Genomic DNA, 25,400 nt, shown 5'->3' on the forward strand with positions numbered 1-25,400 from the left:
CATTGTAGATTAAAAACTTTCCGGAGCGGTGGGCCCTTCCTCCCGGGAGCTCAGGAAGTCCAGGATCGGCAGGGTCTGCCCTCGCAGGAGGTGCCCGGCGCCGGGCAGCAGCCGGACCGTCGCGTGCGGCACGGCGGCCTCCAGCCGCCGCCGGGTGTCGCGGGAGTCCAGGAGCGCGTCGCGCCCGCCGACCGTCACCAGCACCGGCATGCTCAGGCGGCGCAGGGTGTCGTCGTCGAACACCGGGATTCTCTCGCGGCGGGGCCGGAAGTGCCCGTGCACGAGCATCGCGTGCTCGCCGTACGCCCGCATCGGCTCCGCCGAGGGCGGCGGAGGTTCCGGGGACGTCGCAAACGCCGAAGACACAGCAGACGCCGAAGATACAGCAGACGCCGGGGACGCCGGGGACGCTGAGGACGCTGAGGACGCCGGGGACGCTGCCGGGCCAAGGACCAGTCTCATCGTCCTGCCCCTCCCCCACCGGCCGAACGGCATCAGCAGCAGCGCCAGGAGAAGCACCCCGTACTTCTGCTTGCCGATGCCGCTGGGGCACAGCAGCGCCAGGCGGGCGACTCGTCCGGGGCGCCGCGTCGCGTAGTCCACCGCCAACCAGCCGCCGAGCGAGGTTCCCACGATGGAGACGCGCCGGACGGCGAGGGCGGCCAGCACGTCGTCGAGCCACAGCGCGTGGGCGTCGGAGTCCAGGGCGGGCCGCGAGGGGGCGCTCAGGCCGGGCTCGCCGATCGTGTCGACGGCGTACAGGCGCAGGTGCCGCGACCAGGCGGCCACGTCCTCCATCCACATCGCGCTGCTGGCGCCGGAACCGTGCAGCAGCAGCACCGGCGGGGCGTCCCGGGGCCCGCAGGCCACGACGAAGGTCTCGCCCTGCCGGGTCGGCACGCGCAGGTGCTCGGCGGGCACCGGCCAGCGCTCCAGCAGCGCGCGGCAGCTTCGCCCGACGGCACGGGCGCCTTCCTCGGAGGTGTAGACGCCGTTCACGGCCTCTCCTTGGCGAGCATGTCGATGACCTTGAGCAGCTCCGCGGTGCCGTCCAGACCGCCCAGCACGATGATCTTCATGCTGGCCCTCTCCTCGTCGTAGACGACCTCCACGCGCAGGCGCCCCTCGTCGGGGGCACCGCCCGCGGCGAGGGCCATGAGCGTGTTGCTCAGACGGCTCATCGCCTCGAAACCGATCGCGTCGATCTGCACGATGCTGGACACCTCGACGTGCCGCCGGCGCCCGGCCGTCTCACCGGCGGGCGGTGTCACCGGGTGGCCGGTGAAGGCCTCCAGGTCCTCGCGCGCGATCCGGTACTGCTTGCCGATGCGGACGGCCTTCAGCCGCCCGTCGCGCACGTAGGTGCGCACCGTCTTGGCGTGCAGGCCCAGCAGGTTCGCCACCTGTTCGACCGAGTAGGGCTGAGACACCAATTCCCCCGGAAATCCTTTGATTTCCTCTAAAGTACCTCACCATGGGACAGAATAGGGAGTGATAGGGAATGAAAGGGAAGTTCAGGCTTCGTCTCACCGGATCCGCGACTCGATGCCGTCCAGCAGGCAGTCCAGCCCGGCGGTGAACACCGGGTCCCAGTCGTTGCCGATCGGGGACCCGTGCGCGGCGAGGGTCGGATACAGCTCGCGGCGCGCCAGCACGTGCAGGTCGGCGGCCCGCTTCCACTCGGCCTCGCCGTACCCGGCCCCGGCGACCTGCATCGTCACGGAACCGATGACGTAGTTGGCCAGGGCGTACGCGGCGGCGGTCAGACGCGGGCCGGTGAGACCCGCCCCCGCCAGCACGGCGTGCAGGTGTTCGGTGCGGGCCAGGACGTTGGGGCCCAGCAGGGGGCGGTCCAGCGCCCTCACCGACCACGGGTGGCGCAGCATGGTGGCGCGCCACTCGGCGATCAGAGCGGTGACGTCGTCACGCCACGCGCCCTGTGGCCCCGGCGGGACGGGCACCTCGCCGAACACGGCGTCGAGCGCGAGGTCCAGCACGTCGTCCTTGGTCTCGACGTGCAGGTAGAGCGTGGTGGCGGCGGTTCCCAGCCGCTCGGCGAGCCGGCGCATGGTCAGCCGGTCGGCCCCCTCCTCGTCCAGCAGCTCCACGGCCGCCGCCACGATCCGCCCGAGGGTGACCACCGGCTCGGCCCGGCCCGCGCGCGGGGGGCGCAGCCACACCCCCGGCGCCGCCTCACCGCTCTGGCGCCGCGTTCTCCTGCCCGGCGTAGCGCTCACGCTCCTCCGATCCCCGCCTCGTCCACTCCGGAGATCTTAATGGCTTGAGAAGCGGGTCAATCAATGTTCATAGTGTATGACCAATGTTCTAACTGCGGTTTCTCTCCACCACCAGGGAGACTGCCGCCTTCGAGAGGACGCGACCGTGGGACATGTCGAGGCCGACGAGCTGACCTACGTGCTGCCGGACGGGCGGCTGCTGCTCAACGAGGTGTCCTTCCGCGTCGGCGACGGCGTCACCGCGGCACTGGTCGGTCCCAACGGCGCGGGCAAGACCACCCTGATACGGCTGATCGCCGGCGACCTCACCCCCTCCGCCGGGCGGATCACCGCGTCCGGCGGGCTCGGCGTGATGCGCCAGTTCATCGGAGGCCTCCGCGGCGGCCTGACGGTACGCGAGCTGCTGCTGGCGGTGGCCCCGGAACGCGTGCGCGCCGCGACCGCCGAGCTGGAGCGGGCCGAGCGCGCGCTGGAGGAACGCGACCTGGAGGAGACCCAGCTCGCCTACGCCCGCGCCCTCGGCGACTACGCCGACGCCGGCGGCTACGACCTCGAGGTCACCTGGAGCGCCTGCACCACCTCGGCCATGGGCGCCGGCTACGAGCGGGTGGCGGGCCGCGACGTCGGCACGCTGTCGGGCGGCGAGCAGAAAAGGCTCGCGCTGGAGGCGCTCCTGCGCGGCCCCGACCAGGTCCTGCTGCTCGACGAACCCGACAACTACCTGGACGTCTCCGGCAAGCAGTGGCTGGAGGAGCAGCTGGGGGCCACCCGGAAGACCGTCCTGCTCGTCTCCCACGACCGCCGGCTGATCGCCAACACGGCCACCCGCGTCATCACCGTGGAGTCACGCGGGGTGTGGACCCACGGCGGGAACTTCGCCACCTACGCCCAGGCCCGCCTCGACCGCAACGAGCGCCTGCACGAGCGCCGCCGCCGCTGGGACGAGGAGCACGCCCGCCTCAGGAAACTGGTCCACACCCTTCGCCAGAGGGCGACCAACAACGACTCCGTCGCCTCCGCCTACCGGGCCGCCCAGACCCGGCTGGGCAGGTTCGAGGAGGCGGGCCCGCCCGAGAGCGCGCCCAGGGAGCAGAACGTCCGGATGCGCCTGAGCGGCGGCCGTACCGGCAAGCGCGCGCTCACCTGCACCCGCCTGGAGCTGACCGGCCTGACGGAGCCGTTCGACATCGAGATCCACTACGGGGAGCGGGTGGCGATCCTCGGCCCGAACGGCTCCGGCAAGTCCCACTTCCTGCAGCTGCTGGCCGAAACGGGGAGCGGCGCGCCCCCCCGGGTGCCGGCGTCGCCCGCCCCGGCACCCCCGCCGGTACGCCACCGGGGCACCGTGGAACTCGGGGCCAGGGTCGTGCCCGGCCACTTCGTCCAGACGCACGCCCGGCCCGACCTCGCCGGGCGGACTCCCGCCGACATCGTCACGACCGCCGGGTCGCTGACGCTCAACGACGCCATGGCCGCCCTCGCCCGCTACGAGCTCGCCCCCGCCGGCCGGCAGCCCTTCGAGACCCTCTCCGGCGGCCAGCAGGCACGCCTGCAGATCCTGCTGCTCGAACTGTCGGGAGCCACCCTGCTGCTGCTCGACGAGCCGACCGACAACCTCGACCTGGCCAGCGCGCAGGCGCTCCAGGACGGGCTCGCCTCCTTCTCCGGCACCGTCCTCGCCGTCACCCACGACCGGTGGTTCGCCGACGACTTCGACCGGTTCCTGATCTTCGGCGCCGGCGGGGAGGTCCGGGAGTCCGCCGAGCCCCTCTGGCAGCCGGAGCGGACCCGCCGCGCGCGGTGACGGACGGGCGGCGTCCGATTCCTACAAGACGGCCGGGCCGGTCACCCGGCAGCATGGGACACCATGAGTGACAGCATCCTCGACACCGCTCGGGCCTTCGTCCTCCGCGAGGGGCGCCTGCTCGAACGCCGCCTGTTCGCCACCCTCTTCCAGGGGGCGCCCGCCACCGGGGTGGTGGACGCCCTGCGCGGCCACCGGAACGCGGACGGCGGCTTCGGCCACGGTCTCGAACCCGACAAGCGCTGCCCCGACAGCCTGCCCATCGACGTGGAGATCGCGTTCCAGACACTGCTGGCGGCCGGTGTGCCGGCGACCGGCCCGCTGGTGCCGGAGGCGTGCGACTGGCTGGCGACGGTCGCCGCGCCCGACGGGGCGGTTCCCCTGTCCCTGCCGGTCATGGAGGCCTATCCGAGGGCCGTGCACTGGTCGGAGTGGACCTACACGCCGGGGCTGAACCCCACCGCCGGGCTGGCCGGGCTGCTGCACCGGATGGGCGTGGAGCATCCGTGGCTCACCCGGGCCACCGACTGGTGCTGGTCGGCACTGGAGAAGGGCTTCCCCGAGGACGCGCACGCCATGTCCGAGACGCTCGTCTTCCTCGAACACGTCCCGGACCGCGATCGGGCCGAACGCCTCGCCGAGCGGGTGCCCGAGTGGCTTCCCGAGCTGAAGTGGTACCGGAGCGATCCCGCGGACCCGGAGTACGGGGTCACCCCCCTGCACCTCGCCCCCCACCCCGGCAGCCGCTGGCGCCGGCTGTTCACCGACGAGGTGATCGAGGGCCACCTCGACCGGCTGGCGGCCGACCAGCAGCCCGACGGAGGGTGGGCCATCACCTGGGAGCCTCCCGGCGCGGCCGCCACCCTGGAGTACCGGGGGGTCGAGACCCTGCGGGCCCTCCAGGTGCTCAGCGCCTACCGGAGGGTGCCGTCGAGCTGACGGGGCGGCGGGCGGTGGCGAGACGACGGGCCTGCGGGACGTCCCCGCGGCCCGTCACCCGGGGACGTGCTCACGAACCGGCCCGTCGCCCGAGGGCACGCTCACGGATAGGCCCCCGGGCGGGCGATCATCAGGACGACGACGCCCGCCCACAGCAGGTTGTAGATCCCGGCGACCATGGACAGCCCGCGCAGGCGCCCGCCGTCGTCGGGCACGGCGAGCGCGTCGCGTTGCTCCGGATATATCCGCAGAGCCAGCAGGCCGCCCGCGAGCGCGGTGAGGGCGATGGAGACGAGGATCCACCCCTCGCCCATCCGGCCCTGGACGAGGGCCAGGACGATCCCGACGACGGGCACGACGACGCCGAAGACGCCGTAGACCCGGGTGATGCGGTGCAGCGCGACGGCCACGGCCCGGTTCCGCTCCCCGGAGCCCTCCGGGGGCGCCGGGGCTTCCGGGGGGAAGCCGGCCTCGGCCCCCATGGCCGGACCCGCGGGAACGCCGGCGGCGACCGGCGCGTAGCGGGGGAACAGGCTCGTCGCGACGGCCGAACCCCCGACGAACACGATGCCGGCGAGCACATGGATCGACAGCAACACGGCTTCCACGGGTTCTCCCTTCCTCACGACCTTCAGGCAGGCTGAAGCCTAACACGGAAGCTTCAGCCAGACTGAAGCTGAAGGGAGGGGACGTGACGCACGGGCGCCGGGCGGGTGGATCAGGGCGTGGCGGGACCCCCGAACGCGGCGCGTACGGCACCGGCGACCTGCCGCTGGATCGGATCCGCGGCGGGGCCGAACAGCAGGTCGTCGACCTCGGCTATCGCGCCCGCCGCCGCGTCGAGGAGGCGCGCCCCGTCGGGCGTGATCTCGATGGCCGACGCGGAGCCGGCGCGGGCGGTGTTGTCGCGCACCAGCCCGGCGCCGGCGAGCACCTTCACCGCGCTGTGGACACTCTGGACCGTCGTGCCGGACATGCGTGCCAGGTCGCTGAACGACACTCCGGGCACGCCGGCGATGTGACCGAGCAGACCGAGCCTGCTGACCGTGAGATCGAGCGGCGCGAGGGCGGCGTTGAGCTCGGTCTCGATCCGGCGCGCCAGCGTGAGCAACACGATGGAGACGCTGGTCGCGGGCGGACCGGGACGGCTGTTCTCGATGGTCACCTCCCCAGTCTCCCGCACCGCGGAAGTACCGGGCCGTCACCGGCGGCGCGCGGCGCGTACGGCGGGCGGGCGCCACCGGTGACGGCCCGGCGAGATCCGCCCGTGCCCGGCCCGCGTCGGCCCGCACACCGCCCGGCCCGCACGTCACCCGGCCCGCACGCCGCCCTTCCGGCCGGTGAAAACAGGTGGCAGGCCGGCCGGGAGCGGTGCCAGAGTGCCCGGGTGACCGTACCTCGCGTTGATCTACTGATCCGGCAGCTCGACATCGCATGGGCGCTGTTCGAGTACCACCTGAAGGACCTCGACGACCAGGCCTGCCTCTGGGAGCCCGCGGCGGGCTGCTGGACCGTCCGGCCGGACGGTCAGGGCCGCTGGGTGGCCGACTGGGAGGTGCCGGAGCCCGATCCCGCGCCGGTCGTCTCCATCGGGTGGCTGACCTGGCACATCGGCTTCTGGTGGACGACCACCCTCGGACACTGCTTCGGATCCGGGGCACCCGCGCGCGAGGAGATCACCTGGCCGGGCGGCACCGCGGCCGCGGCCGACTGGTTGCGCGGGTTGAGGGACGACTGGCGGGCGGCCCTGCTGCCGCTCACCGACGCCGACCTCGACTCCACCGACAGGACCGCCGGCCTGCCGTGGGGACGGGAACAGAGGCTGGTGGACATAGCGGGCTGGGTCACCGTCGAGCTGACCAAGAACGTTTCCGAGATCGGCCTCGTCCGCCACCTTCACGCAGCGCGGGACATGTCCTTACGAGATGCGAACGTCGTCGCCGCGCCTCCTTCGCGCGAGCGGGGACGGGGATAGCGTCGCCGCATGAGGACACTGGTCACCGGCTCGGCCGGGTTCATCGGAAGCCACGTGGTCGAGGCCCTGGAGAGGGCCGGGCACGAGGTCGTCGGTTTCGACTCGCGGGCGGGCGGCGGGGATGTGCGCGACGGCGCGGCGCTGGACCGCGCGCTGGGCGGCGTCGACGCCGTGGTGCACCAGGCGGCGAAGGTGGGGCTGGGAGTGGACGTGTCCGATCTCCCCGACTACGCCTCGGTGAACGTGCTGGGCACCGCCACGCTGCTGGCCGCCATGGCGCGGCACGGTGTCGGGCGGCTGGTGCTGGCCTCGTCGATGGTGGTGTACGGCGAGGGCGCCTACGACTGCGAGGCCCACGGCAGGGTGCGGCCGGGGCCCAGGAGCCGCGACGACCTCGACCGGGGAGAGTTCGAGCCCCGGTGCCCGCGCTGCGGGCTTCCCGTGACGTCCGCCGTCATCGGCGAGGACGCCCCGGCCGACCCGCGCAACGCCTATGCCACGACCAAGCTCGCCCAGGAGCACCTGGCGGCGAACTGGGCGCGCGAGACGCGCGGCGCCGCCGTCGCGTTGCGCTACCACAACGTGTACGGGCCCCGGATGCCGCGCGACACCCCGTACGCGGGGGTGGCGGCCATCTTCCGGTCGGCGCTGGAGGCGGGCCGGGCCCCGCGCGTGTTCGAGGACGGCCGGCAGCGCCGGGACTTCGTGCACGTGCGCGACGTGGCCGCGGCCAACCTCGCGGCACTCGGCGCCCTCGGCACGCTCGGCGCCCTCGGCGCCTCGGCCCCGGGAACGCTCACCGCCTACAACATCGCCAGCGGGGAGCCGCGCACGGTCGGGGAGATGGCCGCGGCGCTCGCGGACGAGCGCGGCGGCCCGGCGCCCGTGACCACCGGCGAGTACCGGCTGGGCGACGTGCGCCACATCGTCGCCGGCTCGGAGCGCGCGCGGACCGGACTGGGTTTTCGCGCCACGATCCCGTTCGCGGACGGGATGAAGGAGTTCTCCACCGCCCCGCTCGGCTGACGGTGAGACTGACGGTGAGGATGCGGACGAACGCCTCCAGGTGAGGCCCGGCTCATCGTCCGGCCGACCGCGGCGCACCGCCTTCGGCGAGGAGCGGCGCCGCGCCGGTGGCGCCCGGTCACCACGGGGAGATGACGAGTCCCTGCAGCAGGAGTCCCGTCAGTGCCTGGGCGGCGAGCCATCGCCGGCCGGGGGACCGGACGGCGGCCAGGACGATCCAGACGGCATAGGGAACCCAGATGCGTTCGACCTCTCCCCTGGTCACCCCGCTGACGTCGAGGGCGAGCACGGCCACGATCGCCGCCGCGACCAGGGCGCGCACGCCGCCGGGGGTCGTCCGCACCAGGCCCGCGGCGGTGGCCGGGCCGGTCAGCAGCGCCAGCACGGCCAGATTCGCGACCAGGAAGTAGAGGTAGGGCCGGGCCGCGCCGGGGTCGGCGGCCCACTCCGCGTGAGTGGCGAGCACCCCCGAAGGCCACAGGAAGCCGCCCGCGGCGAACGCGGCCGTGACCGCCGCCACCCCCGCCAGGCAGGCGATCGCGGCCGCGCGGGAGATCCGCGTGACGACCGCGGCGACCACCGGGATCAGCAGGTAGGGCACGAGGCCGTAGCTGAGGTACGGCAGCGCCCCCAGCAGCACTCCCGCCGCCGCCCCGCAAAGGACGCGTGCCCTGCTCCCCGCGCTCCCCGCGCTCCCCGCGCCCCCGGACACCAGCAGGGCCACGCCCCAGGCGCCCACCCCCGCGAAGAGGGCGTCCATGCTCGTGGCGATCCAGACCGCGGCCGGGCTCAGCGCGAGGTACGGCAGCGCGAGCCGGGCCGTCTCCTCCCCCGCGAGCCGCCGGACGGTGACCGCGACGGCCACGACCGCCGAGCAGCCGACCAGCACGACCAGCACCGCCGCCCAGAACGGACCGGGCAGCCCCACCCTCGCCAGAGCCCAGAGCACCAGCACGGGCAACGGCGGGTGCCCCCGCACATGGGTGGGATAACCGGGAAGCCGTTCGGTGAAGGAGGCCAGCCAGCCCAGCGGGTCGTCCCCCACGGCGGGCAGCACGGCCGCGTACTCGTACGGACCGGTGAACGGCCTGGCCAGCCCCTCCCCGGAGACGGCCAGCAGCACCGTCCACGCCAGGGCCGTGCCGTACGCCACGAGCAGGGCCGCGCCGAAACGCGCCCGCGCGGTCAGGGCGGGCAGCACGGCGACCGCGAGAACACCGAGGAGCAGGGGCGGCAGGAGCGAGATCGACGGCGTGCGGAAGTGCCCGTGCAGCGGCGGCAGGTGGTCGATGGGCAGCATGCCCAGCGCGTGCAGAACGGCTCCGGCGGCGAACGCCGCGGCGATGAGCGAGCCCCACAGGACGAGCGCCGGCCCGCTCCGGCGACCGCCCGGACCGGCGGCCGCCCGCGACGGCCCGTCCGCCGCACGCGAAGCCCTGGTCTGCTGCCGGAAGTGCTTGATCACCCTCCTACATTAGGTACGAGCGGCGTTCTTCCCGGGACACGTCACTACTCCGTAAGGGTTGGCGGGCCCCGCCGACTTTAACGTCGCATGCATGAAGATCGATGTGGTGCTCCCGAGCCTGGGCGGGGAGACGGCCCTGCCGCGGGCACCGGAGCGCATGCCTGACGGTTGCCGGCCGATCGTGGTGGACGACGGGTCCACGGACGGATCACCGCGCGCGGCCGGGACGGGGGCGGTCCGGCGGCCGGGCGACACGCCGCCCGCCGCCCGCCGGGAACGGGCGATCCGATGATCGGGCAGCTCTACGAGAGATCCCTGGCGGGAGCCGCGATCGAGATGGAGTACGCCGACGGCCGGATCGCGCCGCTCGACGCGGTCCGCTGGCTCGCCCCGATCGACGGGGACGAGGCCATGCTGTCGCGGTGCGCCGCCCCCACGCTGGACGTCGGCTCCGGTCCCGGCCGCCTCACCGTCGCACTCGCGCGGCGCGGCGTCCCCGCACTGGGCGTCGACGTCGCCCCCTACGCCGTCCGGCTCACCCGGCGCGCGGGAGGCCGGGCGATCTGCCGGAACGTCTTCGACGAGTTGCCCGGCCCCGGCCGCTGGGCCACCGTGCTGCTGGCCGACGGCAACATCGGCATCGGCGGCGACCCCGACGCCCTGCTCCGCCGGATCCGCGAGCTGCTACGGCCCGGAGGCGAGGTCGTCGCCGAGGTCCAGCCGCCGAGTGCGGCGGGCCGCGTCGAGCACCTGCGGCTGCGCGGCCGCGGGCTCGCCGGCCCGTGGTTCGGCTGGGCCACCGTATCCGTCTCCGACCTGGGAACCCTCGCCGGGCGCAACGGTTTCTCCCGCGTGGAGTCATGGAAGGAGGCCGGGCGATGGTTCGCAAGCCTGCGCTGATGGAGAAGGTGGCGTTCACCAGCGCGCTGCGCTCGGAGGGCGTGGCCGCCCGGCTCGGCGTGCTGCTGGGGATCAGCTTCACCGTCGCCCTGGCCACCGGCCTGTTCAGCCACTTCCTGCAGCATCCGCCTCCCTGGCTGAACTGGCCGTCACGACCCGTCTGGCTGTACCGCGTCACCCAGGGCGTGCACGTCATCGGCGGGCTCGCCACGATCCCGCTGCTGCTGGCCAAGCTGTGGACGGTATACCCGAAGCTGTGGCAGTGGCCGCCGCTGCGTTCCGCCGCGCACGCGGCCGAGCGCGCGTTCGTCCTCCTGCTGGTCGCCGGTTCGCTGTTCCAGCTCTTCACCGGGCTGCTGAACGTCGCCTACACCTACCCGTGGTCGTTCTTCTTCACGACCGCGCACTACTGGACCGCGTTCGTCGTCTACGGCGCTTTGATCATCCATGTCGCCACCGAATGGTCCAAGGTCCGCCGCTCCATCCCCGTCCCGCTGGAACCGGACCGCCGCCGGTTCCTGCTCACCGCCGGCGCCGCCTCCGGCCTGACCGCGCTGCTCACCGTCGGCGAGACCTTCACGCCGCTCGAGCGGCTCGCCGTGCTCGCGCCGAGGAACCCAGGGATCGGGCCGCAGGGCCTGCCCGTCAACAGAACCGCCGAGGAGGCCGGAGTCGGACCGGCGGGCGCCGAGTACCGGCTGATCGTCGACGGCGCGATCCGGGCGGAGTACTCCTACGAGGAGCTGCTGCGGCTGCCGCAGCACACGGTCGAGCTGCCGATCTCCTGCGTCGAGGGCTGGAGCGCCTCCGCGCACTGGACCGGCGTGCGGATGAGGGACCTGGTGGCCGGTGCCGCGCCCGACGCCGTGGTCACGGTGGAGTCGTCCGAGCGTCCCTCCGGCGCCTACCGGGTCAGCGAGCTGCGACCGCCCCACTGGAACGACCCGCTGACCCTGCTCGCGCTGCGGGTCGACGGTGAGACGCTCCACCTGGAGCACGGCTACCCGGCCAGGCTCATCGCGCCGAACCGGCCCGGTGTCATGCAGACCAAATGGGTGAAGAGGGTGACGGTCTCATGAAGGTGGCCGGTTACGTCGCCGGGATCGGGCTGATCCTGCTGGGGTTCACCGGTCTCCTCGCCGACGCCGGCCAGACCCGGCCGTTGAGCTGGGCGATGTGGTTCGGCGGCCTGGTGATCGCACACGATCTGCTGCTCGTGCCGCTGGTGCTCGCGGCGGGGCTCCTGGTACGCCGGATGCGGTGGCCGTACCGGGCCGCGACGGTGATCGGCGCGCTGATCACCGTCGTCGCCCTGCCCGTGGTCCTGGGCTTCGGCCGGCGGCCCGGCAACCCCTCCCTGCTGCCACTGGACTACGGGGTGAACCTCCTCGGTGTGCTCGCCGTGATCGCGGCCGGCGGACTGCTCGCCGACCTGCTCACCCGTGTCCGTGAGAGGCGCGTCCGTGAAGCGCGCCGGGCGCCCCGCCCGCGCGGCTGAGGAGCCGATGGGAGCGCCCCCTCACGACCGCGTCCCCGCGTCGCCGGGACCGGGGGCGCTCAGGTGCGAGGGCCGAGATACATCCCGCCGCTGACGTCGAGCACGTGACCGGTGACCCAGCGGCCGTCGTGGGAGGCCAGGAACGCGACCGCGTCGGCGATGTCGGCGGGCAGGCCGATCCGGCCCAGCGCCGTCAGGCCGCTCATGAACTCCTCGACGCCGGGATCCTCCAGCAGCGAGGCGTTCAGGTCGGTGAGGGTGGCGCCCGGCGTGACGGTGTTCACCGTGATCCCCCGCGCCCCCAGCGCGTTCGCCAGGGTGAAGCCCATGGTCTCGACGGCTCCCTTGGTCATGGCGTAGGAGGTCTGGAAGGGCGTGGCCACCCGGGTGCTGGCGGAGGAGACGGTGATGACGCGCCCCCCGTCGCGCATCAGCGGGAGGGCCCGCTGGATGATGAAGAACGGCGCCTTCACGTTGACGGCGAACAGATGGTCGAACCCCTCGGGGGTGGTCTCCTCGATCGGCCCGGCCGGCGGTCCGGCCGCGTTGTTGACCAGGATGTCGAGCGGCTGTCCCGCCAGGCCCTCGCCCAGCCCGGCGAACAGGGTGTCCACGTCGCCGTCGACGCCGAGTTCGGCCCGGATCGGGAAGGCCCGCCCACCGGCCTTCCCGATCTCGGCCACCGTGTCGTTCGCCGCGCTCTCGTTACTTCCGTAGTGCACGGCGGTCAGCGCGCCGTCGGCGGCGAGCCGCCGGGCGATGGCCCGGCCGATGCCGCGTGAGGCTCCCGTCACCAGTGCCGTCTTGCCGGTCAGGCTTCCCATGCGAAGGCTCCCTCGTCGGTGTTGGTGCGGCCAGCCTCCCCGGCGGCGCTGACCGTCCGCGCACCGAACACCGGCCGTCACGCACCGGGTGGTGCCGGCCGGAGCAGGGCGAGGACGTCCTCGCAGGTCATCGCCGCCCCCCGTTCGAAGGCCGCGGCGTACCCGTCCGATCCGATCCGGTCCCGGGCTCCGGCCGCCACCTCGGGTCTCGCCACGTCGCCGGCGCCGCGTACCGCCACGGGTCGGGCGCCGCGTACCGCCGCGGCCGCGCCCAGCAGCAACGCGGCGCGCTCGGCGTCGCCTTCGAGCAGGGCGAGACCGGCGGCGCCCGCGACCGCCTCGGCCGCCACCGGACGGTCGCGGTGGCGGGCCGCGACCTCCAGCGCCCGGGACAACCGGGATCGCGCCCCGGCGATGTCCCCCTCGGCCTCGGCGATCCGGCCCAGCCCGATCAGGGCTCGCGACCGCGCCTGCCCGGCGCCCGCCGTCGTGGCGGCGTCCCCGTCCGGTGCCGGTCCGAAGTCCAGTGCCAGCTCGAAGAGACGCCGGGCGCCGGGCAGGTCGCCGCGCAGCCGCGCGACCTCGCCGAGCCCGCAGCGCGCCCCGGCCACCGTTTCCGCGGTGCCCGCCGTACGGGCCAGTTCCGCGGCGCGTTCGTAGTCGAGGTACGCGGCGGCGAGGTCGCCGCCCGCGCGGATCGCCCCGTACGCGCGCCGGCACAGCAGGTCCGCGGCGGCCCCGGCGGCGCCGAGCTCGCCGAGCAGCGCGAGCGCCTCGTCGCTCAGGGCCGACGCCCCGGCCCGATCCCCCCGCCAGCCGGCGATCTCGGCCAGCCGGTCCAGCGCGTTGGCGGCCCCCCACCGGTCGCCGATCGACCGGAAGCCGTCGAGTGCGCGCAGGAACGCCCCCTCGGCCTCGGCCGGCTCGCCGCCGAACAGCCGCCGGTGCCCCTCGCTCAGCCGTCCCAGCGCCTGCGACCACGGGTCGGGGCCGAGCAGCTCCCGCGGGATGGGGACGGGGGCGTCCGCGGGCACCATGGCCATGGAGTACAGGAGGAGAAGGTGCGGGCGCCGGAGCGGGCACCCGCGGGAGAGGATGATCGACTGTGCTCGTTCCAGACCGGGGGAGCCGGTCGGCGCGGTGTGGACGACGCACAGGACGTACTCCTCCACCAGCTCGGGCAGCACCGAGGTGCCGGGCGCCTCGACGAGCGCGGCGGCCGGCGGGGCGCCCTCGTCACGCAGGCCGCTGAGCCACCAGTGCCACGACAGCGCGGCGACCAGCCGCACCCCGAGGACGGGGTCGGCGCGGACCGCCCAGCGCAGCGCGGCGTGGAGGTCGGCGTGCTCGGCGGTCAGCGTGGCCGTCCACTCCAGCTGCGAGGCGCCGCGCAGGTGGGCGTCGGCGGTCTCGGCGAGGTCGTGGAAGTAGGTGGCGTGCGCCCGCCGTACCGCCTCCCGCTCGCCGGCCTCGGCCAGCCGTTCGGCACAGAACTCCCGTACGGTGTCCAGCATGTGGTAACGACCGCCGTGGGCCTCCACCAGGGACTTTTCCACCAGGCTGGTCATCACGCCGGTGGTGTCGGGCACACCGCAGACGCCGGCGGCCGTCTCCAGGGTCGCGCCCCCGGCGAAGACCGTGAGGCGCCTGGCCAGCAGCCGCTCCCGGGCGTCGAGCAGGTCCCAGCTCCACTCGATCATCGCGCGCAGCGTCCGGTGCCGCGGCACGGCCGTACGGTCGCCCCGCGACAGCAGCCGGAACCGGTCGTCCAGCCGGTCTGCGGCCTCCTCGACCGTGAGCGAGCGCAGCCGCGCGGCGGCCAGCTCGATGGCCAGGGGCAGGCCGTCGAGAGCCGCGCAGATCCGCGACACCGTCCCGACGTTGCCCGCGTCCACCACGAACCCCGGACGCACCGCGGCGACCCGGTCGGCGAACAGCCGCACGGCGGCGTGACCGAGTGCCTCCTCGGGTCCCGCCGCGGGCCCGGGGAGCGCGAGTGGCGAGACCGGGCACAGCGACTCGCCCGTGATGCCCAGCGCCTCCCTGCCGGTGGCCAGCACCCGCAGCTCCGGGCACGCGGCCAGCAGCCGGTGGACCAGCCGGGCCACCTCGTCGAGAAGGTGTTCGCAGTTGTCGGCGACGAGCAGCATCCGGCGGCCCTCCAGCTCCGCGACCAGGCGGCCGAAGGGGTCGGCCGAGCCGGGGAGCAGCCCGTACTCGCGCAGTCCCAGCGCCAGGCCCACCGCCTGCGGGACCCGCGTGCCGTCGCCGAGCGGGGCCAGGTCCACGAAGCACACCTCGCCCGGCTGCCGCCGGGCCACCTCGATGGCCAGCCTGGTCTTGCCCACCCCGCCGGGCCCGGTGAGCGTGACCAGGCGCGCCTTCTCCAGGAGCTCGCCGATCGTGGCGCGCTCCCGCTCGCGTCCCACGAAGCCGGTGAGCTGGGCGGGCAGGCTCGTGAGGGGCGGGCGGGCGTCTCGCAGCACGGCCAGGTGGATGTTCCCGAGTTCGGTGGACGGGTCCGCGCCCAGTTCCTCGGCCAGGGTGCGCCGGGCGTCCTCGAACACCCCGAGCGCCTCGGCCTGCCGGCCCGAGCCGTGCAGCGCCCGCATGAGCTGGCCGCGCAGCCGTTCCCGCAGCGGGTGCGCGTCCACCGTTCTCCGCAGCTCCGCCACCATCCCGCGATGTTCGCCCAGGGCGAGTTCGGCCTCGGCCCTGTCCTCGAAGGCGGTGACCCGCGACTCCTCCAGGCGAGCCGCCTGGCCCTCGGCGAACGGCGCGCCGGACACATCCGCCAGGGCCGTGCCCCGCCACAGCCCCAGGCCCTCGCGCAGCAGGGCGGCCGCGCGAGGGTGGTCACCGGCGGTCAGCGCGCGACGGCCCTCGCGGGCGAGCCGCTCGAACCGGTGCGCGTCGACGCTCTCGGGATCGGCGACGAGGCGGTAGCCCGCCGGATGGAACTCGACCCGCGCGCCGACGGCCCTCAGCCCGCGGCGCAGCCGTGACACCTGGGACTGCAGGGCGTTCGCCGCACCGGGCGGTGGCGCCTTCCCGTACAGACCGTCGATCATCCGTTCCACGGTGACCACCCGGTCCGCGTCCATCAGCAGCAGGGCGAGCAGCGCGCGCAGGCTCGGCCCGCCGACGGAGACCAGGTCTCCCGCGTCGGACCGCACTTCCACCGGGCCGAGGACACCGAACAGCACACCGCAGATTGTCCCCCATTCGTCTCCCCCCGGGGATCGGCCGGATTCGAGTCTCAACGCCGTGGCGGCCGTGGACGAGGGACCCGCGCCCCCCTGGACCGGCGCGCCCTGCACCGATCAGGACGGGAGGCCGATCGGCGGCGAGTCCGGGAGGGGGGTCGCCGCCGCTCGGTGTACGGGCCGCAGGTGCCGGTCACGCGGCTACGCGCTTTCGCCGAACACGATCCGGGTGCGGATCCTCTGCCCGGGGGCCGGGCTCCTGGTCTCCCCGTTGACCCGCACCCGGACCTGACCCACCTGGCTCCCCGGCGTGCACGGGCAGCCGAGGCCGACACGCTGGATCAGCAGCGGCGTGTTGCTGGGATCGAACCGGGCCGTACCCGGGTAGTAGGCGACGACGCGGTACACACCCGTGGAGAGGCTCGACATCGTCAGGGTGGCGACGCCGTCCACGAGCAGGGCCCTGCCCAGGGTGACCCCGTCGGTGGCGAAGGTGACCCTGCCCGTGGGGACGCTCCCGTCCGCCGCCGTCACCGTCGCGGTGAAGGTGATCGGGCCGCTGTCGTTCCCCGCGCCGCAGGTCGAGACCATTCCGCTCGTGGTGGCCGTTCCGCACACCGCGGACGCGGGCGAGACGACCGTGCCGGGATCGGGACTCGGGCCGGCGTCGCTGTAGGCGACGGCCGCGGCGCCGGGGACGGCGGCGACCCCCATCGAGACCAGGGTCGCGAGGATCCCGGCCAGCCCAGAACGCACCATGTTCCGCACCGCCACACGAGATCGATTGCCATATATCATAATATCGTTCTTTTCTTTGGGTATTATGCCGTCCAGACGCATTGGGATGATGCGCCACGCCTTTCGACATTACTGATCCGCGGCACAACACTCTCCATATGACATACCGACAGATCCCAGCGGAGAAAATTCATCCACGACGAATAACAAATCGCCCGGTGAAGCAGGATGATTGCGAATGAAGGCGACGTCCAATGCGTTCCCCGGCCCGGCGGCGCGCTCTTCGCGCCCGCCGCGGGGGCCCGGCCCCCGGGGACGGGATACGCGCGGAACCGGTGCGCCGCGCGGGTCCCTCAACGCTTGAAGATCAACCGCCACGGCATCAGGGCCGACTCCAGTTGCACCCGGAGGCTCATCTTCGAACTGCCCGCACGGCGGTCGGAGAAATGGATCGGGATCTCGACGATCGTCATCCCCGCCCTGGCCGCCCGGTAGTGCATCTCCACCTGGAAGCTGTAGCCCCCCGAGGAGATCGCGCCGAGGTCCAGAGCGGCGAGACTCTCCGCCCGCCAGATCTTGAACCCCGCGGTCACGTCCCGCAACCCGACGCGCAGGATGGTACGGACGTAGAGGTTCGCCCACCTCGACAGGGCCCGCCGCCGCAGGCCCCACTCGGCGGCCAGCGTCCCGCCCGGCACGTACCGGCTGCCGATCACGCACGCCGCCCCCGTCGCCAGCGCGGTGTCGAGCAGGCGCGGCACGGCGTCGACGGGATGCGAGAAGTCGGCGTCCATCTGCACCACGAAGTCCGTCCCGGCCGCGAGGGCGGTCTCCATGCCGTCGACATAGGCGCGCCCGAGCCCTTCCCTGACCCGCCGGTGCACCACGCCGACCCGGCCGGGATGCGCGGCGGCCAGCTCGTCGGCCACCTTCCCCGTGCCGTCCGGGGAGCCGTCGTCGACGACCAGGACCCGCAGGCCGTCAAGCGGCAACGCGAGCAGCGCCTCCGTGATCGGCGGAAGGTTGTCCACCTCGTTGAACGTCGGGATCACGACGGTGACGGTGGCCATGTTCGAGGTCAGGGCCTTCCGGGTTCGATGGTCGGATGTTCTCACCGCGGAACGGCGCGGCGTCCCCGTCCGGTGATCTCGAACACCGGAAGCGGCAAAGATCACCCCATGCTAGCGGCCGGCGGGGCGGCCGCGCCGGTCTCCTCCGAGATGGAGGAGACCGGCGCGGCACGGCGTACCGACGGCGGTACGAAGGGAAAAATCCGTTGCACGAGTATCAGGGTGACGTATCCTAAAGAATCGTCCATTAGTCATGGAACCGGGCAGTGACCGATATCGCAAGGACATCATGCGGGCACAATCCGTATCGGCCGATCAACCCGTGGAAATCAGCTGCGACGAGTCCGGCTCGGAGGGCGAGAAACTCATCGGCGGGAACACCGATGTCTTCACCCACGCCGGCCTGTGCCTGGACGTCGAGTCGGCGGCGCGCTGTATTCAGGGAATACGGGACAGGGGCCCCTCTCCGACAACGGAATACAAGGCGAACGTCCTGCTCCGCGAGAAGAACAGGCCCGCCCTCACGTGGTTTCTCGGGCCGTCGGGGCCGATCCACGGGAAAGCCCACGTGCATCTGACCGACAAGACGTTCCTCGTCATCGGCAGACTCGCCGGACTGCTCGCCGGGGAGACCGCTCACGCGCCGGACCCGGGCCCGCGACGGGACCGGCAGGCCGGTGCCATGGCCGCCGTCCTGTACCGCGAGGGCCGGCGCACGTTCGGGCACGAACGGTGGCAGACCTTCCTGGAGTCGTTCAACGACCTGATGCGCGCCGGGAACGGCCGGGGAGCGGGGACGTCGGCCGACGCGTTCTTCGACATGGTCGACGTCCTGTGCCTCACCGGCGCGGGGAGCGAGACCGGCGAGATCATGGGACTGCTCCGGCGGGCCAGGCCCCGGGTGGAATCGTTCCTGACGCGGCTTCTCGACGATCCGCGGGTGATCCCGACGCTCGATCCCCTGATCCCGGCCATCGTCCGGGCCGTCGACTTCTGGGGTGAGGGCACCAGGCCCGTCTCGATCGTCCACGACCGGCAGACCACGCTGACGGAGGAGCGCGTCGCGCGGATCAGGGAGATGCTGGGCGAGCCACGGCCCGACGGTCTCCCCTGGTCGCCGAGGAGCCGGCTGGCCGGCCTGAGGTTCGTCGCCTCGCACTCGGACGCGCGGATCCAGGTCGCCGACCTCCTCGCCGGAGCGGCGAGGAAGATAGCGTCGGACGAACTCAACGGCCGGGGCGACGCGGAGCTCACCGCCCTGTTGCGACCGTACGTGGACGCGTTCTCGATCTGGGGAGACGACCGGAGCTGGTCCCTGCTGGAGTCCGCGTCCGGCACCCGGTCATGAGCCTCCGCGGGCTGCCCCGCACCACCCCTCGCGAACCGACGTCACCCGGCGCGCGGAGCGCGGACGGCACGGAAACGGAAAAGGTCCGGCCGTTCCGCCGGGGACGCGCGGCGGAACGGCCGGACCCGCGCCCGCTCACCTGTCGTACGGTGCGGGCACCTGCCCGGTGCGGCGTGGTCAGGTCTGCAGCTGGGTGCAGACGGACTTCACCTCGGTGTAGGCGTCGAGGGCCTGGTGGCCCATCTCGCGGCCCCAGCCCGACTGCTTGTAGCCGCCGAAGGGCAGGGCGGCGTCGAAGACGTTGTAGCAGTTGATCCAGACGGTGCCCGCGCGGATCTTACCGGCGAGGGCGTGCGCCTTGGAGATGTCACGGGTCCAGATGCCGGCCCCCAGCCCGTAGTCGGTGGCGTTGGCCTGCGCGGCGATCTCGTCCAGGTCGGAGAACGGTGAGGCGACCACCACCGGCCCGAAGATCTCTTCCCGGACGACCTTCATCTCCGGGCGTACGTCGGTGAGCACGGTGGGCTGGACGAAGTAGCCCCGCTCCCCGTGCCGGTTGCCGCCGGCCAGCGTCTGGACGCCCTCCTCGCGCCCCGAGTCCAGGTAACCGGTCACCCGGCGCAGCTGCTCGTCGGAGACCAGGGGACCCATCTGCGTGTCGGGTTCCAGGCCCGGACCGAGCCTGATGCCCCGGGCGATCTCGGCGACGCCTTCCACCACCTGGTCGAACCGGTCGCGCTGGACGAACAGCCTGGATCCGGCCACGCAGCACTGGCCGTGGTTGAAGAAGATCGCGTTGGCCGCGCCCTGGATGGCGATGTCGGGGTCGGCGTCGTCGAAGACGATGTTGGGGCTCTTGCCGCCGAGCTCCAGGGTGACCTTCTTCAGGTTGCCCGCCGCGGCGTGCACGATCAGCTTGCCGACCTCGGTGGAACCGGTGAAGGCGATCTTGTCCACGCCGTCGTGCGCGGCGAGCGCCGCACCGGCGGTCTCGCCGTACCCGGGCAGGACGTTGACCACGCCGTCGGGCATCCCGGCCTCGGCGATCAGCTCCGCCAGCCGCAGGGCGGACAGCGGGGTCTGCTCTGCGGGCTTGAGGATCACCACGTTCCCGGTCGCCAGCGCGGGCCCGAGCTTCCAGGCGGCCATCAGCAGCGGGAAGTTCCACGGGATGATCTGGCCGACCACACCGACCGGCTCGCGCAGGGTGTAGGCGTGGAACGCGGCGCCCGGCATGTACGGCACCGACAGCGCGATCGTGTTGCCCTCGATCTTGGTCGCCCAGCCCGCCATGTAGTGGAACAGGTCGGCCGCCAGCGGAACGTCCGCGGCCCGTGCCACGGCCACCGGCTTGCCGTTGTCCAGCGATTCGAGCTGGGCCAGTTCCTCGGCGTGCTCCAGGATCAGGTCACCGATCCTCCAGATGATCCGGCCCCGCTCGGAGGCGGTCATCCGTGACCAGGGCCCCTGCTCGAAGGCCTTGCGAGCGGCACGCACCGCCCGGTCGATGTCCTCGGCGTCGGCTTCGGCGACGTGCGACAGGGTCTGCCCGGTAGCGGGGTCGGGAGTCGCGAAGGTCCTGCCGGACGCCGCGTCCACCCACTGCCCGCCGATGAACAACTTGTGGGGGGTGGTGATGAAGTCCTCGACGCTCTTTTCCAGGGTCACCGTCATCAGCGTCGGCTCCCTTCCTGTTCAGAGACGCTGTGCCGGGCCGTGCACCCGCCCGCACCGCGGAACCGTCCGGGGTACGCCGACGCTCGGCCCGATGAACAATTCCTCCCAATCAGACTACGGACGAAGTGAGAGCACAAGGACCGTCCTCCGCACGCCGTCGTCTTCTCACCACGATCCCGGCCGCCCGTGTCGGCGAGCGGCTTTGGATAGCGGCAGTATCCAACAATAGGATAGTGTCACTATCCAAATAAGGGATACGCCGATGTCCGCATTCGTCGTTGAAATCGTTCTCGTGGTCGCCACGCTGGGCTTCCGCGCCCTGGGCGCGTTCGGCGTCCGCCGGTTCGCCACCTGGCCCGCGAGCGCGGCGCACGGGATGGCCGTCATGCTCGTCGTCACCGCCGCCGCGCATTTCGTCCCGGCGGGGGTGACCGTCATGCCCAACCACGCCGACCTGGTGCGCATGGTGCCGCCGATCGTGCCGTTCCCCGGCGCCGTGGTCTACGCGACCGGCGTGCTGGAACTCCTCGGCGCCGTGGGACTCGTGGTCGCCACGACGCGCCGGGCCGCCGGAATCAGCCTGACCGCCCTGTACGTGCTGCTGCTTCCGGCCAACGTCTACGCGGCCGTCGCCGGCGTCCCCTTCGGGGGCGGCGAGGCGACGCCCCTGTGGATCAGGATCCCGGAGCAGATCCTGTACATCGCGGTCGCGCTCTGGGCGGCCGGCTCGGCCGGCACGACCCTGGCGCGCCGCGCCCGGACCTCGCCGCGCTCCCGCGCCGGGAGCTCGGAGCCGGCGCTCCGCTGAGAGTCCGGCGTCCCTCCCGGGTACGGGGCCCGGCGAGGGCCGTACCCGAGCGGGAACCCGGGCCCGTGCCCGAGCGGGCAGAGGCCGGGAGCGACACGGTCATCGGCCGGACTCCCGTGCGGCTCGCGCCCACCGCTCGCGGCGGATCCCGGGATCGACCAGAACGCAGTCGCCGCACATGCCGCCGCCGGGCAGGCGGTAGAACAGGCAGCAGCTGCGCCGGGCGAAGGCGGGATGGCCGGGAGCGGGTTCGGCCAGCTCGCCGGTGCCGCGCAGCAGGCCGGTGTCCAGCAGTTCGCGGCCCAGCGCCACGGCCTTGGCGGCGAGTCCGGGGCGGCGGCGGCCCAGTTCGAGGAGGGTGCCCGCCAGCGCGGAGGCCGCGTTGCCCCACAGCAGGCCGGGGGCTGTCGGCACGACCCGCCGGACCGTCTCGGCGAGCGGCTCCAGCAACCCGGTCACCACGGTGCGGTACAGCGGCCCGGCGATCCGCGCGGGGCCGCGGACCTCCCACCCTTCCAGGCGGGCGGCCCGCAGCGGCAGCGGGCCTTCGGCCACCGACCGCCAGTGCACGTACCGGGGAGCCAGGTCGACGAGCAGGTCGTGGGCGACCGCGGCGCCGAGGGGCGGCGACCAGAAACGGGCGGCCAGGCCCTGGAAGAGGATGGAGGCGGCCACCCGGGTCTCCGCGGTGCCGAGCCGCCCGGCCGTGTCCGTGATCCGGGCCTCCACGGTGCCGGGATCGGCGAGCAGGTCGGTGAGCGGCCGCCAGCCGGGCTCGCGGGGAACCGGCCCGAGATCGAGACCGAAGTAGCCCCCGGCGGCGGCCACGTCCGCGACCGCCGCGGCGACCACGGCCGGGGAGGCGGGAAACGGTCCCGGCGCCCCGGGCCGGACGGACGGCACGGCGACCACGTCCTCTCTGGAAGAGCTGGAAGAGCCCGGGGAGACCCGGGGCGGCTCAGGACGACTCGTGAACCCAAAACCCGTGAACCCAAAACCCGTGAGACCAAGGCTCACGAGCCCAAGGCTCACGAACCCGAGACTCACGAACCCGAGACTCGTGAAGTAAGGGCTCGTGAATCCGGGAAGAGCCGGGGAAGCTCAGGGAGAGCCACCCTCACTCCCATGTTCACACAACAACCCCGCTCCCCCTCACTCGTCGCGGAGTTCCTCCGTCCGCAGCGTCCGGCGCAGGATCGGCCGGGCGGCCCGCGCCACCAGCGTCGCGGCCAGCACCCCGATCCCCACCATGAGCACCGCCCGGGCGGCGGCGACGGCGAACGCCTCCGGCATCTCGCGGTAGGTGTCCCACAGCGACGAGACGAAGACTCCCACCCCCGCGACGGCGGCCACGACGCACACCGGCAGCGCCGCGATGAGCGCCTGCCGGGTGAGGACCCGGCCCAGCGCGGGACCGGGCACGCCCGAGGCGGCCAGGGCCGCGAACGAGTGCCGGTGGTCCAGCAGGTCCTCCGCCTGGTGCACCACGAGGGCGGCGGCCGAGGTGACCAGGGCGACCAGCAGGGCGAGGTCCACGAGCAGATAGGCCACGACCCGAGAAGGATCGAGATCGCCCCGGACAAAAGCGGGCCCCTGCTGGACTCCGACCACGGAGCCGAAGAACACGGTCAGCCCCACCACCGACAGCGCGCGGGCCCATCCCCGGGGGTCGGCCTCGACCATCCGGGCGGCCAGCAGGGTCTCCGCCGACCCGGTACGGCCGCCGACCCGCCGGGCGGCGGCCCTGATCAGCCACGCGGCGCCGAGGACCAGGCCGAACAGCAGGAGCACCATGCCTGCCGTTATGGACAGCACCGCGGCGTACGGCCCGCCGGGGAACTTTCCCTTGCCGACGAGCCCGGCGACGAGCAGCCCGGCACCCACCGCGACCAGCACCAGGTCGCGCGCCCGGGGACCGGCCGGGGGCGTCCGCCGGACCACGCCCAGCGGGGAGGTCACCACGTGCCGCCCCGCCATCAGCCCGGACAGCGTCCCGGCGAGCGTCACCGCGACGAGGATCGCCACGATCTGCGCCGCCGGGACCAGGGGCACCGCGCCCTCCAGCGCCCCCGCCAACGCCAGGTTCGCCACCAGGTACAGCGCGATGCCGGACACCCCGCCCAGCAGGGCCCGCCACCCGCTCTCGTAGGCCCCGAGCAGGCGCACCTCGCGCGGCGTGGCCCCGGCCAGCCGGAGCGCGGCCAGCCGCCGCTCCCGCGTCGCGGTGGCCAGGCGGCTCACCTGGTGGACGAAGGCCATCGTGGGCACGACCAGCAGGGCCAGCGCCAGCGCGGTGAGCAGCCGCGCGTCCCGGCCGGAGAAGAAGCCCAGGTATTCGATCCGCGTCTCGACCAGGAAGCCCTCGGGGTGTATCGAAAGGCCGAGGCCGAACGCCAGCAGGTTCGCCGCCACGCACAGCAGGAAGGTCGCGAGCGCCGCCCCCGCGGCCATCAGACGCCCCCGTACCCGCTCGCGCCGCGACCCGCCCCTGGCGAGCATCCGCATCACGGCGATCACACGGTCACCCCGGACAGCCTGCCGTCGCGCAGCGCGACCTCCCGGTCGGCGTAGGCTGCCACCCGGTTGTCGTGGGTGACGATCACCAGCGTGGTGCCGTCCGCGCGCGCCGTGCCGACGAGCTCGTCCATCACCCGCTCACCGGCCAGCGAGTCGAGCGCGCCGGTCGGCTCGTCGGCGAAGACCACCCGCGGGCCGGTGACCAGAGCGCGGGCCACGGCGACCCGCTGCAGCTGGCCGCCGGACAGCTCGCCGGGCCGCCGGGCCGCGCAGCCGGCCACGTCCAGCCTCTCCAGCCGGGACCGGGCGGCCAGCATCGACTCCTGGCGTCCGTGCCGGTTGAACAGCAGCGGCAGCGCCACGTTCTCCTCGGCGGTCAGCTCGGGAACCAGCCTGCTCGACTGGAAGACGACACCGAAGCTCTGCCTGCGCAGCTTCGTGCGGTCGGCGTCGTCGAGAGTGTCGACGCGCCGCCCGTCGAAGTGGACCTCCCCCGACTCGGGACGGATGATCCCGGCCAGGCAGTACAAAAGCGTCGACTTGCCCGAGCCGCTCGGCCCGGTGATCGCGACGATCTCCCCGTCACCGATCTCCGCGGACACGCCGTCCAGCGCGACGGTCCCGGCGAAGGTCTTGCGCAACGCGCGTGCCTCAAGCATCCATCTCCTCCTTAAGATCCGCGAGTCGTTCCATGGCCGTCTCGATCCAGCGCAGGTCGGCGTCGAGGTGCTGGAGCGCGTAGTCGGCGGCGAGCACCTGCGCGGGCGACCCCGAGGCCCGCTCCGCGGTGAGCTCGCGCATCCGCGCCAGATGGGCGGCGCGCTGCCTGACCAGGTACCCGTCGGCGGCGCCACCGGCGACGATCGCCACCACCACGCGCGAGACGAGCGCGCTGGAGACGTGCGGCGCGGGCGCCTCCACCTGTTCCAGCCACCGGGCCAGTTCGGCCAGGCCCTCCTCGGTGATCGCGTACACCGTGCGTTCGGGGCCGCCCTCCCGCACGGTCTCCGCCACCTCGGCGAACCCGTCCCGCTGCAGGCGCTGCAACGTCGCGTAGACCTGTCCGTACGCGAGCGGCCTGGCACCCGGCAGGCGCTGGTCATGCTCGCGTTTGAGCTCGTACCCATGCTTGGACCGCTCGGCGAGCAGCCCGAGCATGACGTGTCCGGTAGACATGATCGCGACTATACATCCGATATATACACCAAGTGAATAGTCGGACGTCGATCACCCGGCGTCGCGGGCGCGGCGTTGCCTTGGCGCGTCGGTGGCACTACGGTTGACCTCGTGACTGCCGGGTCGGCCTTTGGCCAACAGCGAGTAGGGCACCCGGCCGAGGCGTGAGCCCCGGGCGGGCCAGAGGCCCAC

Annotated in this window: 25 protein-coding genes; 10 read left to right on the forward strand and 15 right to left on the reverse strand. The window is 73.2% G+C overall.

Going from position 1 to position 25,400, the window contains the following annotated elements:
- Nucleotides 1–9: 9 nt before the first annotated feature.
- The 3 genes from ACTOQ3_RS31260 to ACTOQ3_RS31270 form a co-directional block, all read right to left on the reverse strand.
- Nucleotides 10–999: an alpha/beta fold hydrolase gene (locus ACTOQ3_RS31260; protein WP_440087022.1), complete on the reverse strand. Its 990-nt coding sequence runs from the start codon at nt 997–999 to the stop codon at nt 10–12.
- A complete protein-coding gene (locus tag ACTOQ3_RS31265) occupies nt 996–1,430 on the reverse strand; it encodes a helix-turn-helix domain-containing protein (RefSeq protein WP_440087023.1) in 435 nt (144 codons plus the stop codon). The genes ACTOQ3_RS31260 and ACTOQ3_RS31265 overlap by 4 nt, the downstream gene beginning before the upstream one ends.
- A 96-nt stretch (nt 1,431–1,526) precedes the next feature.
- Nucleotides 1,527–2,237, reverse strand: a complete 711-nt coding sequence (locus tag ACTOQ3_RS31270) for a TetR/AcrR family transcriptional regulator (RefSeq protein WP_440087024.1) — start codon at nt 2,235–2,237, stop codon at nt 1,527–1,529.
- A 145-nt stretch (nt 2,238–2,382) separates the two neighbouring features.
- Here ACTOQ3_RS31270 and ACTOQ3_RS31275 point away from each other — a divergent pair, with 145 nt between their 5' ends.
- Both ACTOQ3_RS31275 and ACTOQ3_RS31280 read left to right on the forward strand, forming a co-directional pair.
- Nucleotides 2,383–4,041 (forward strand): ABC-F family ATP-binding cassette domain-containing protein, encoded by a 1,659-nt coding sequence (locus tag ACTOQ3_RS31275; protein ID WP_440087025.1) that lies wholly within the window; start codon nt 2,383–2,385, stop codon nt 4,039–4,041.
- 63 nt (nt 4,042–4,104) lie between these two features.
- Nucleotides 4,105–4,980, forward strand: a complete 876-nt coding sequence (locus ACTOQ3_RS31280) for a hypothetical protein (RefSeq protein ID WP_440087026.1) — start codon at nt 4,105–4,107, stop codon at nt 4,978–4,980.
- Between the two features lie 101 nt (nt 4,981–5,081).
- Here the strand turns inward: ACTOQ3_RS31280 and ACTOQ3_RS31285 are convergent, their stop codons facing one another.
- The gene (locus tag ACTOQ3_RS31285; protein WP_440087027.1) at nt 5,082–5,588 is read right to left on the reverse strand and encodes a hypothetical protein; all 507 of its coding nucleotides are present in this window, start codon (nt 5,586–5,588) and stop codon (nt 5,082–5,084) included.
- A gap of 110 nt (nt 5,589–5,698) precedes the next feature.
- A complete protein-coding gene (locus tag ACTOQ3_RS31290) occupies nt 5,699–6,145 on the reverse strand; it encodes a MarR family winged helix-turn-helix transcriptional regulator (RefSeq protein WP_440087028.1) in 447 nt (148 codons plus the stop codon).
- Nucleotides 6,146–6,367: 222 nt separating this feature from the next.
- On the opposite strand from ACTOQ3_RS31290, the gene ACTOQ3_RS31295 reads away from it, so the two are divergent.
- A complete protein-coding gene (locus ACTOQ3_RS31295) occupies nt 6,368–6,955 on the forward strand; it encodes a DinB family protein (protein ID WP_440087029.1) in 588 nt (195 codons plus the stop codon).
- Nucleotides 6,956–6,964: 9 nt separating this feature from the next.
- Nucleotides 6,965–7,981 carry an NAD-dependent epimerase/dehydratase family protein gene (locus ACTOQ3_RS31300; protein WP_440087030.1) on the forward strand — a complete coding sequence of 339 codons (1,017 nt, stop codon included), beginning with the start codon at nt 6,965–6,967 and terminating at the stop codon, nt 7,979–7,981.
- 118 nt (nt 7,982–8,099) lie between these two features.
- Here ACTOQ3_RS31300 and ACTOQ3_RS31305 read toward each other — a convergent pair whose 3' ends face one another.
- Nucleotides 8,100–9,446, reverse strand: coding sequence for a hypothetical protein (locus ACTOQ3_RS31305; RefSeq protein WP_440087031.1), 1,347 nt, complete (start codon nt 9,444–9,446; stop codon nt 8,100–8,102).
- A gap of 91 nt (nt 9,447–9,537) precedes the next feature.
- Here ACTOQ3_RS31305 and ACTOQ3_RS31310 point away from each other — a divergent pair, with 91 nt between their 5' ends.
- The 4 genes from ACTOQ3_RS31310 to ACTOQ3_RS31325 are packed head-to-tail and all read left to right on the forward strand — an operon-like array spanning nt 9,538 to nt 11,844.
- Complete coding sequence (locus ACTOQ3_RS31310; protein ID WP_440087032.1) at nt 9,538–9,738, forward strand: hypothetical protein; 201 nt, start codon at nt 9,538–9,540, stop codon at nt 9,736–9,738.
- Nucleotides 9,735–10,346, forward strand: coding sequence for a methyltransferase domain-containing protein (locus ACTOQ3_RS31315; protein WP_440087033.1), 612 nt, complete (start codon nt 9,735–9,737; stop codon nt 10,344–10,346). Before ACTOQ3_RS31310 ends, ACTOQ3_RS31315 begins: the two co-directional genes overlap by 4 nt.
- On the forward strand, nt 10,325–11,425 hold the full coding sequence (locus ACTOQ3_RS31320) for a molybdopterin-dependent oxidoreductase (RefSeq protein ID WP_440087034.1): 1,101 nt from the start codon (nt 10,325–10,327) through the stop codon (nt 11,423–11,425). Before ACTOQ3_RS31315 ends, ACTOQ3_RS31320 begins: the two co-directional genes overlap by 22 nt.
- Entirely contained in the window at nt 11,422–11,844 is a 423-nt protein-coding gene (locus tag ACTOQ3_RS31325) for a hypothetical protein (protein ID WP_440087035.1), read from the forward strand. The genes ACTOQ3_RS31320 and ACTOQ3_RS31325 overlap by 4 nt, the downstream gene beginning before the upstream one ends.
- A gap of 59 nt (nt 11,845–11,903) precedes the next feature.
- On the opposite strand, the gene ACTOQ3_RS31330 is transcribed toward ACTOQ3_RS31325, so the two are convergent.
- The 4 genes from ACTOQ3_RS31330 to ACTOQ3_RS31345 form a co-directional block, all read right to left on the reverse strand.
- Entirely contained in the window at nt 11,904–12,668 is a 765-nt protein-coding gene (locus ACTOQ3_RS31330; RefSeq protein ID WP_440087036.1) for an SDR family NAD(P)-dependent oxidoreductase, read from the reverse strand.
- 77 nt (nt 12,669–12,745) lie between these two features.
- On the reverse strand, nt 12,746–15,874 hold the full coding sequence (locus tag ACTOQ3_RS31335; protein ID WP_440087037.1) for a BTAD domain-containing putative transcriptional regulator: 3,129 nt from the start codon (nt 15,872–15,874) through the stop codon (nt 12,746–12,748).
- A gap of 201 nt (nt 15,875–16,075) precedes the next feature.
- Nucleotides 16,076–16,633: an Ig-like domain-containing protein gene (locus ACTOQ3_RS31340; protein ID WP_440087039.1), complete on the reverse strand. Its 558-nt coding sequence runs from the start codon at nt 16,631–16,633 to the stop codon at nt 16,076–16,078.
- Between the two features lie 332 nt (nt 16,634–16,965).
- Entirely contained in the window at nt 16,966–17,682 is a 717-nt protein-coding gene (locus ACTOQ3_RS31345) for a polyprenol monophosphomannose synthase (RefSeq protein WP_440087040.1), read from the reverse strand.
- A 322-nt stretch (nt 17,683–18,004) separates the two neighbouring features.
- Between ACTOQ3_RS31345 and ACTOQ3_RS31350 the strand changes: the two genes are divergently transcribed.
- On the forward strand, nt 18,005–19,030 hold the full coding sequence (locus tag ACTOQ3_RS31350) for a DUF3800 domain-containing protein (protein WP_440087041.1): 1,026 nt from the start codon (nt 18,005–18,007) through the stop codon (nt 19,028–19,030).
- A 177-nt stretch (nt 19,031–19,207) separates the two neighbouring features.
- Here the strand turns inward: ACTOQ3_RS31350 and ACTOQ3_RS31355 are convergent, their stop codons facing one another.
- The gene (locus tag ACTOQ3_RS31355; RefSeq protein WP_440087042.1) at nt 19,208–20,704 is read right to left on the reverse strand and encodes an aldehyde dehydrogenase family protein; all 1,497 of its coding nucleotides are present in this window, start codon (nt 20,702–20,704) and stop codon (nt 19,208–19,210) included.
- 265 nt (nt 20,705–20,969) lie between these two features.
- Here ACTOQ3_RS31355 and ACTOQ3_RS31360 point away from each other — a divergent pair, with 265 nt between their 5' ends.
- Nucleotides 20,970–21,515: a DoxX family protein gene (locus tag ACTOQ3_RS31360; RefSeq protein ID WP_440087043.1), complete on the forward strand. Its 546-nt coding sequence runs from the start codon at nt 20,970–20,972 to the stop codon at nt 21,513–21,515.
- Between the two features lie 99 nt (nt 21,516–21,614).
- On the opposite strand, the gene ACTOQ3_RS31365 is transcribed toward ACTOQ3_RS31360, so the two are convergent.
- From ACTOQ3_RS31365 to ACTOQ3_RS31380, 4 genes are all read right to left on the reverse strand, one after another.
- Entirely contained in the window at nt 21,615–22,418 is an 804-nt protein-coding gene (locus ACTOQ3_RS31365) for a (2Fe-2S)-binding protein (RefSeq protein WP_440087044.1), read from the reverse strand.
- 249 nt (nt 22,419–22,667) lie between these two features.
- Nucleotides 22,668–24,032 (reverse strand): FtsX-like permease family protein, encoded by a 1,365-nt coding sequence (locus tag ACTOQ3_RS31370; RefSeq protein WP_440087045.1) that lies wholly within the window; start codon nt 24,030–24,032, stop codon nt 22,668–22,670.
- Nucleotides 24,029–24,691, reverse strand: a complete 663-nt coding sequence (locus ACTOQ3_RS31375) for an ABC transporter ATP-binding protein (protein ID WP_440087046.1) — start codon at nt 24,689–24,691, stop codon at nt 24,029–24,031. Before ACTOQ3_RS31375 ends, ACTOQ3_RS31370 begins: the two co-directional genes overlap by 4 nt.
- Nucleotides 24,684–25,208 carry a PadR family transcriptional regulator gene (locus ACTOQ3_RS31380; protein ID WP_440087047.1) on the reverse strand — a complete coding sequence of 175 codons (525 nt, stop codon included), beginning with the start codon at nt 25,206–25,208 and terminating at the stop codon, nt 24,684–24,686. The genes ACTOQ3_RS31375 and ACTOQ3_RS31380 overlap by 8 nt, the downstream gene beginning before the upstream one ends.
- Between the last annotated feature and the right edge of the window lie 192 nt (nt 25,209–25,400).

The sequence above is a fragment of the Streptosporangium sp. LJ11 genome, from assembly GCF_051918945.1.
Classification (GTDB): Bacteria; Actinomycetota; Actinomycetes; order Streptosporangiales; family Streptosporangiaceae; genus Streptosporangium.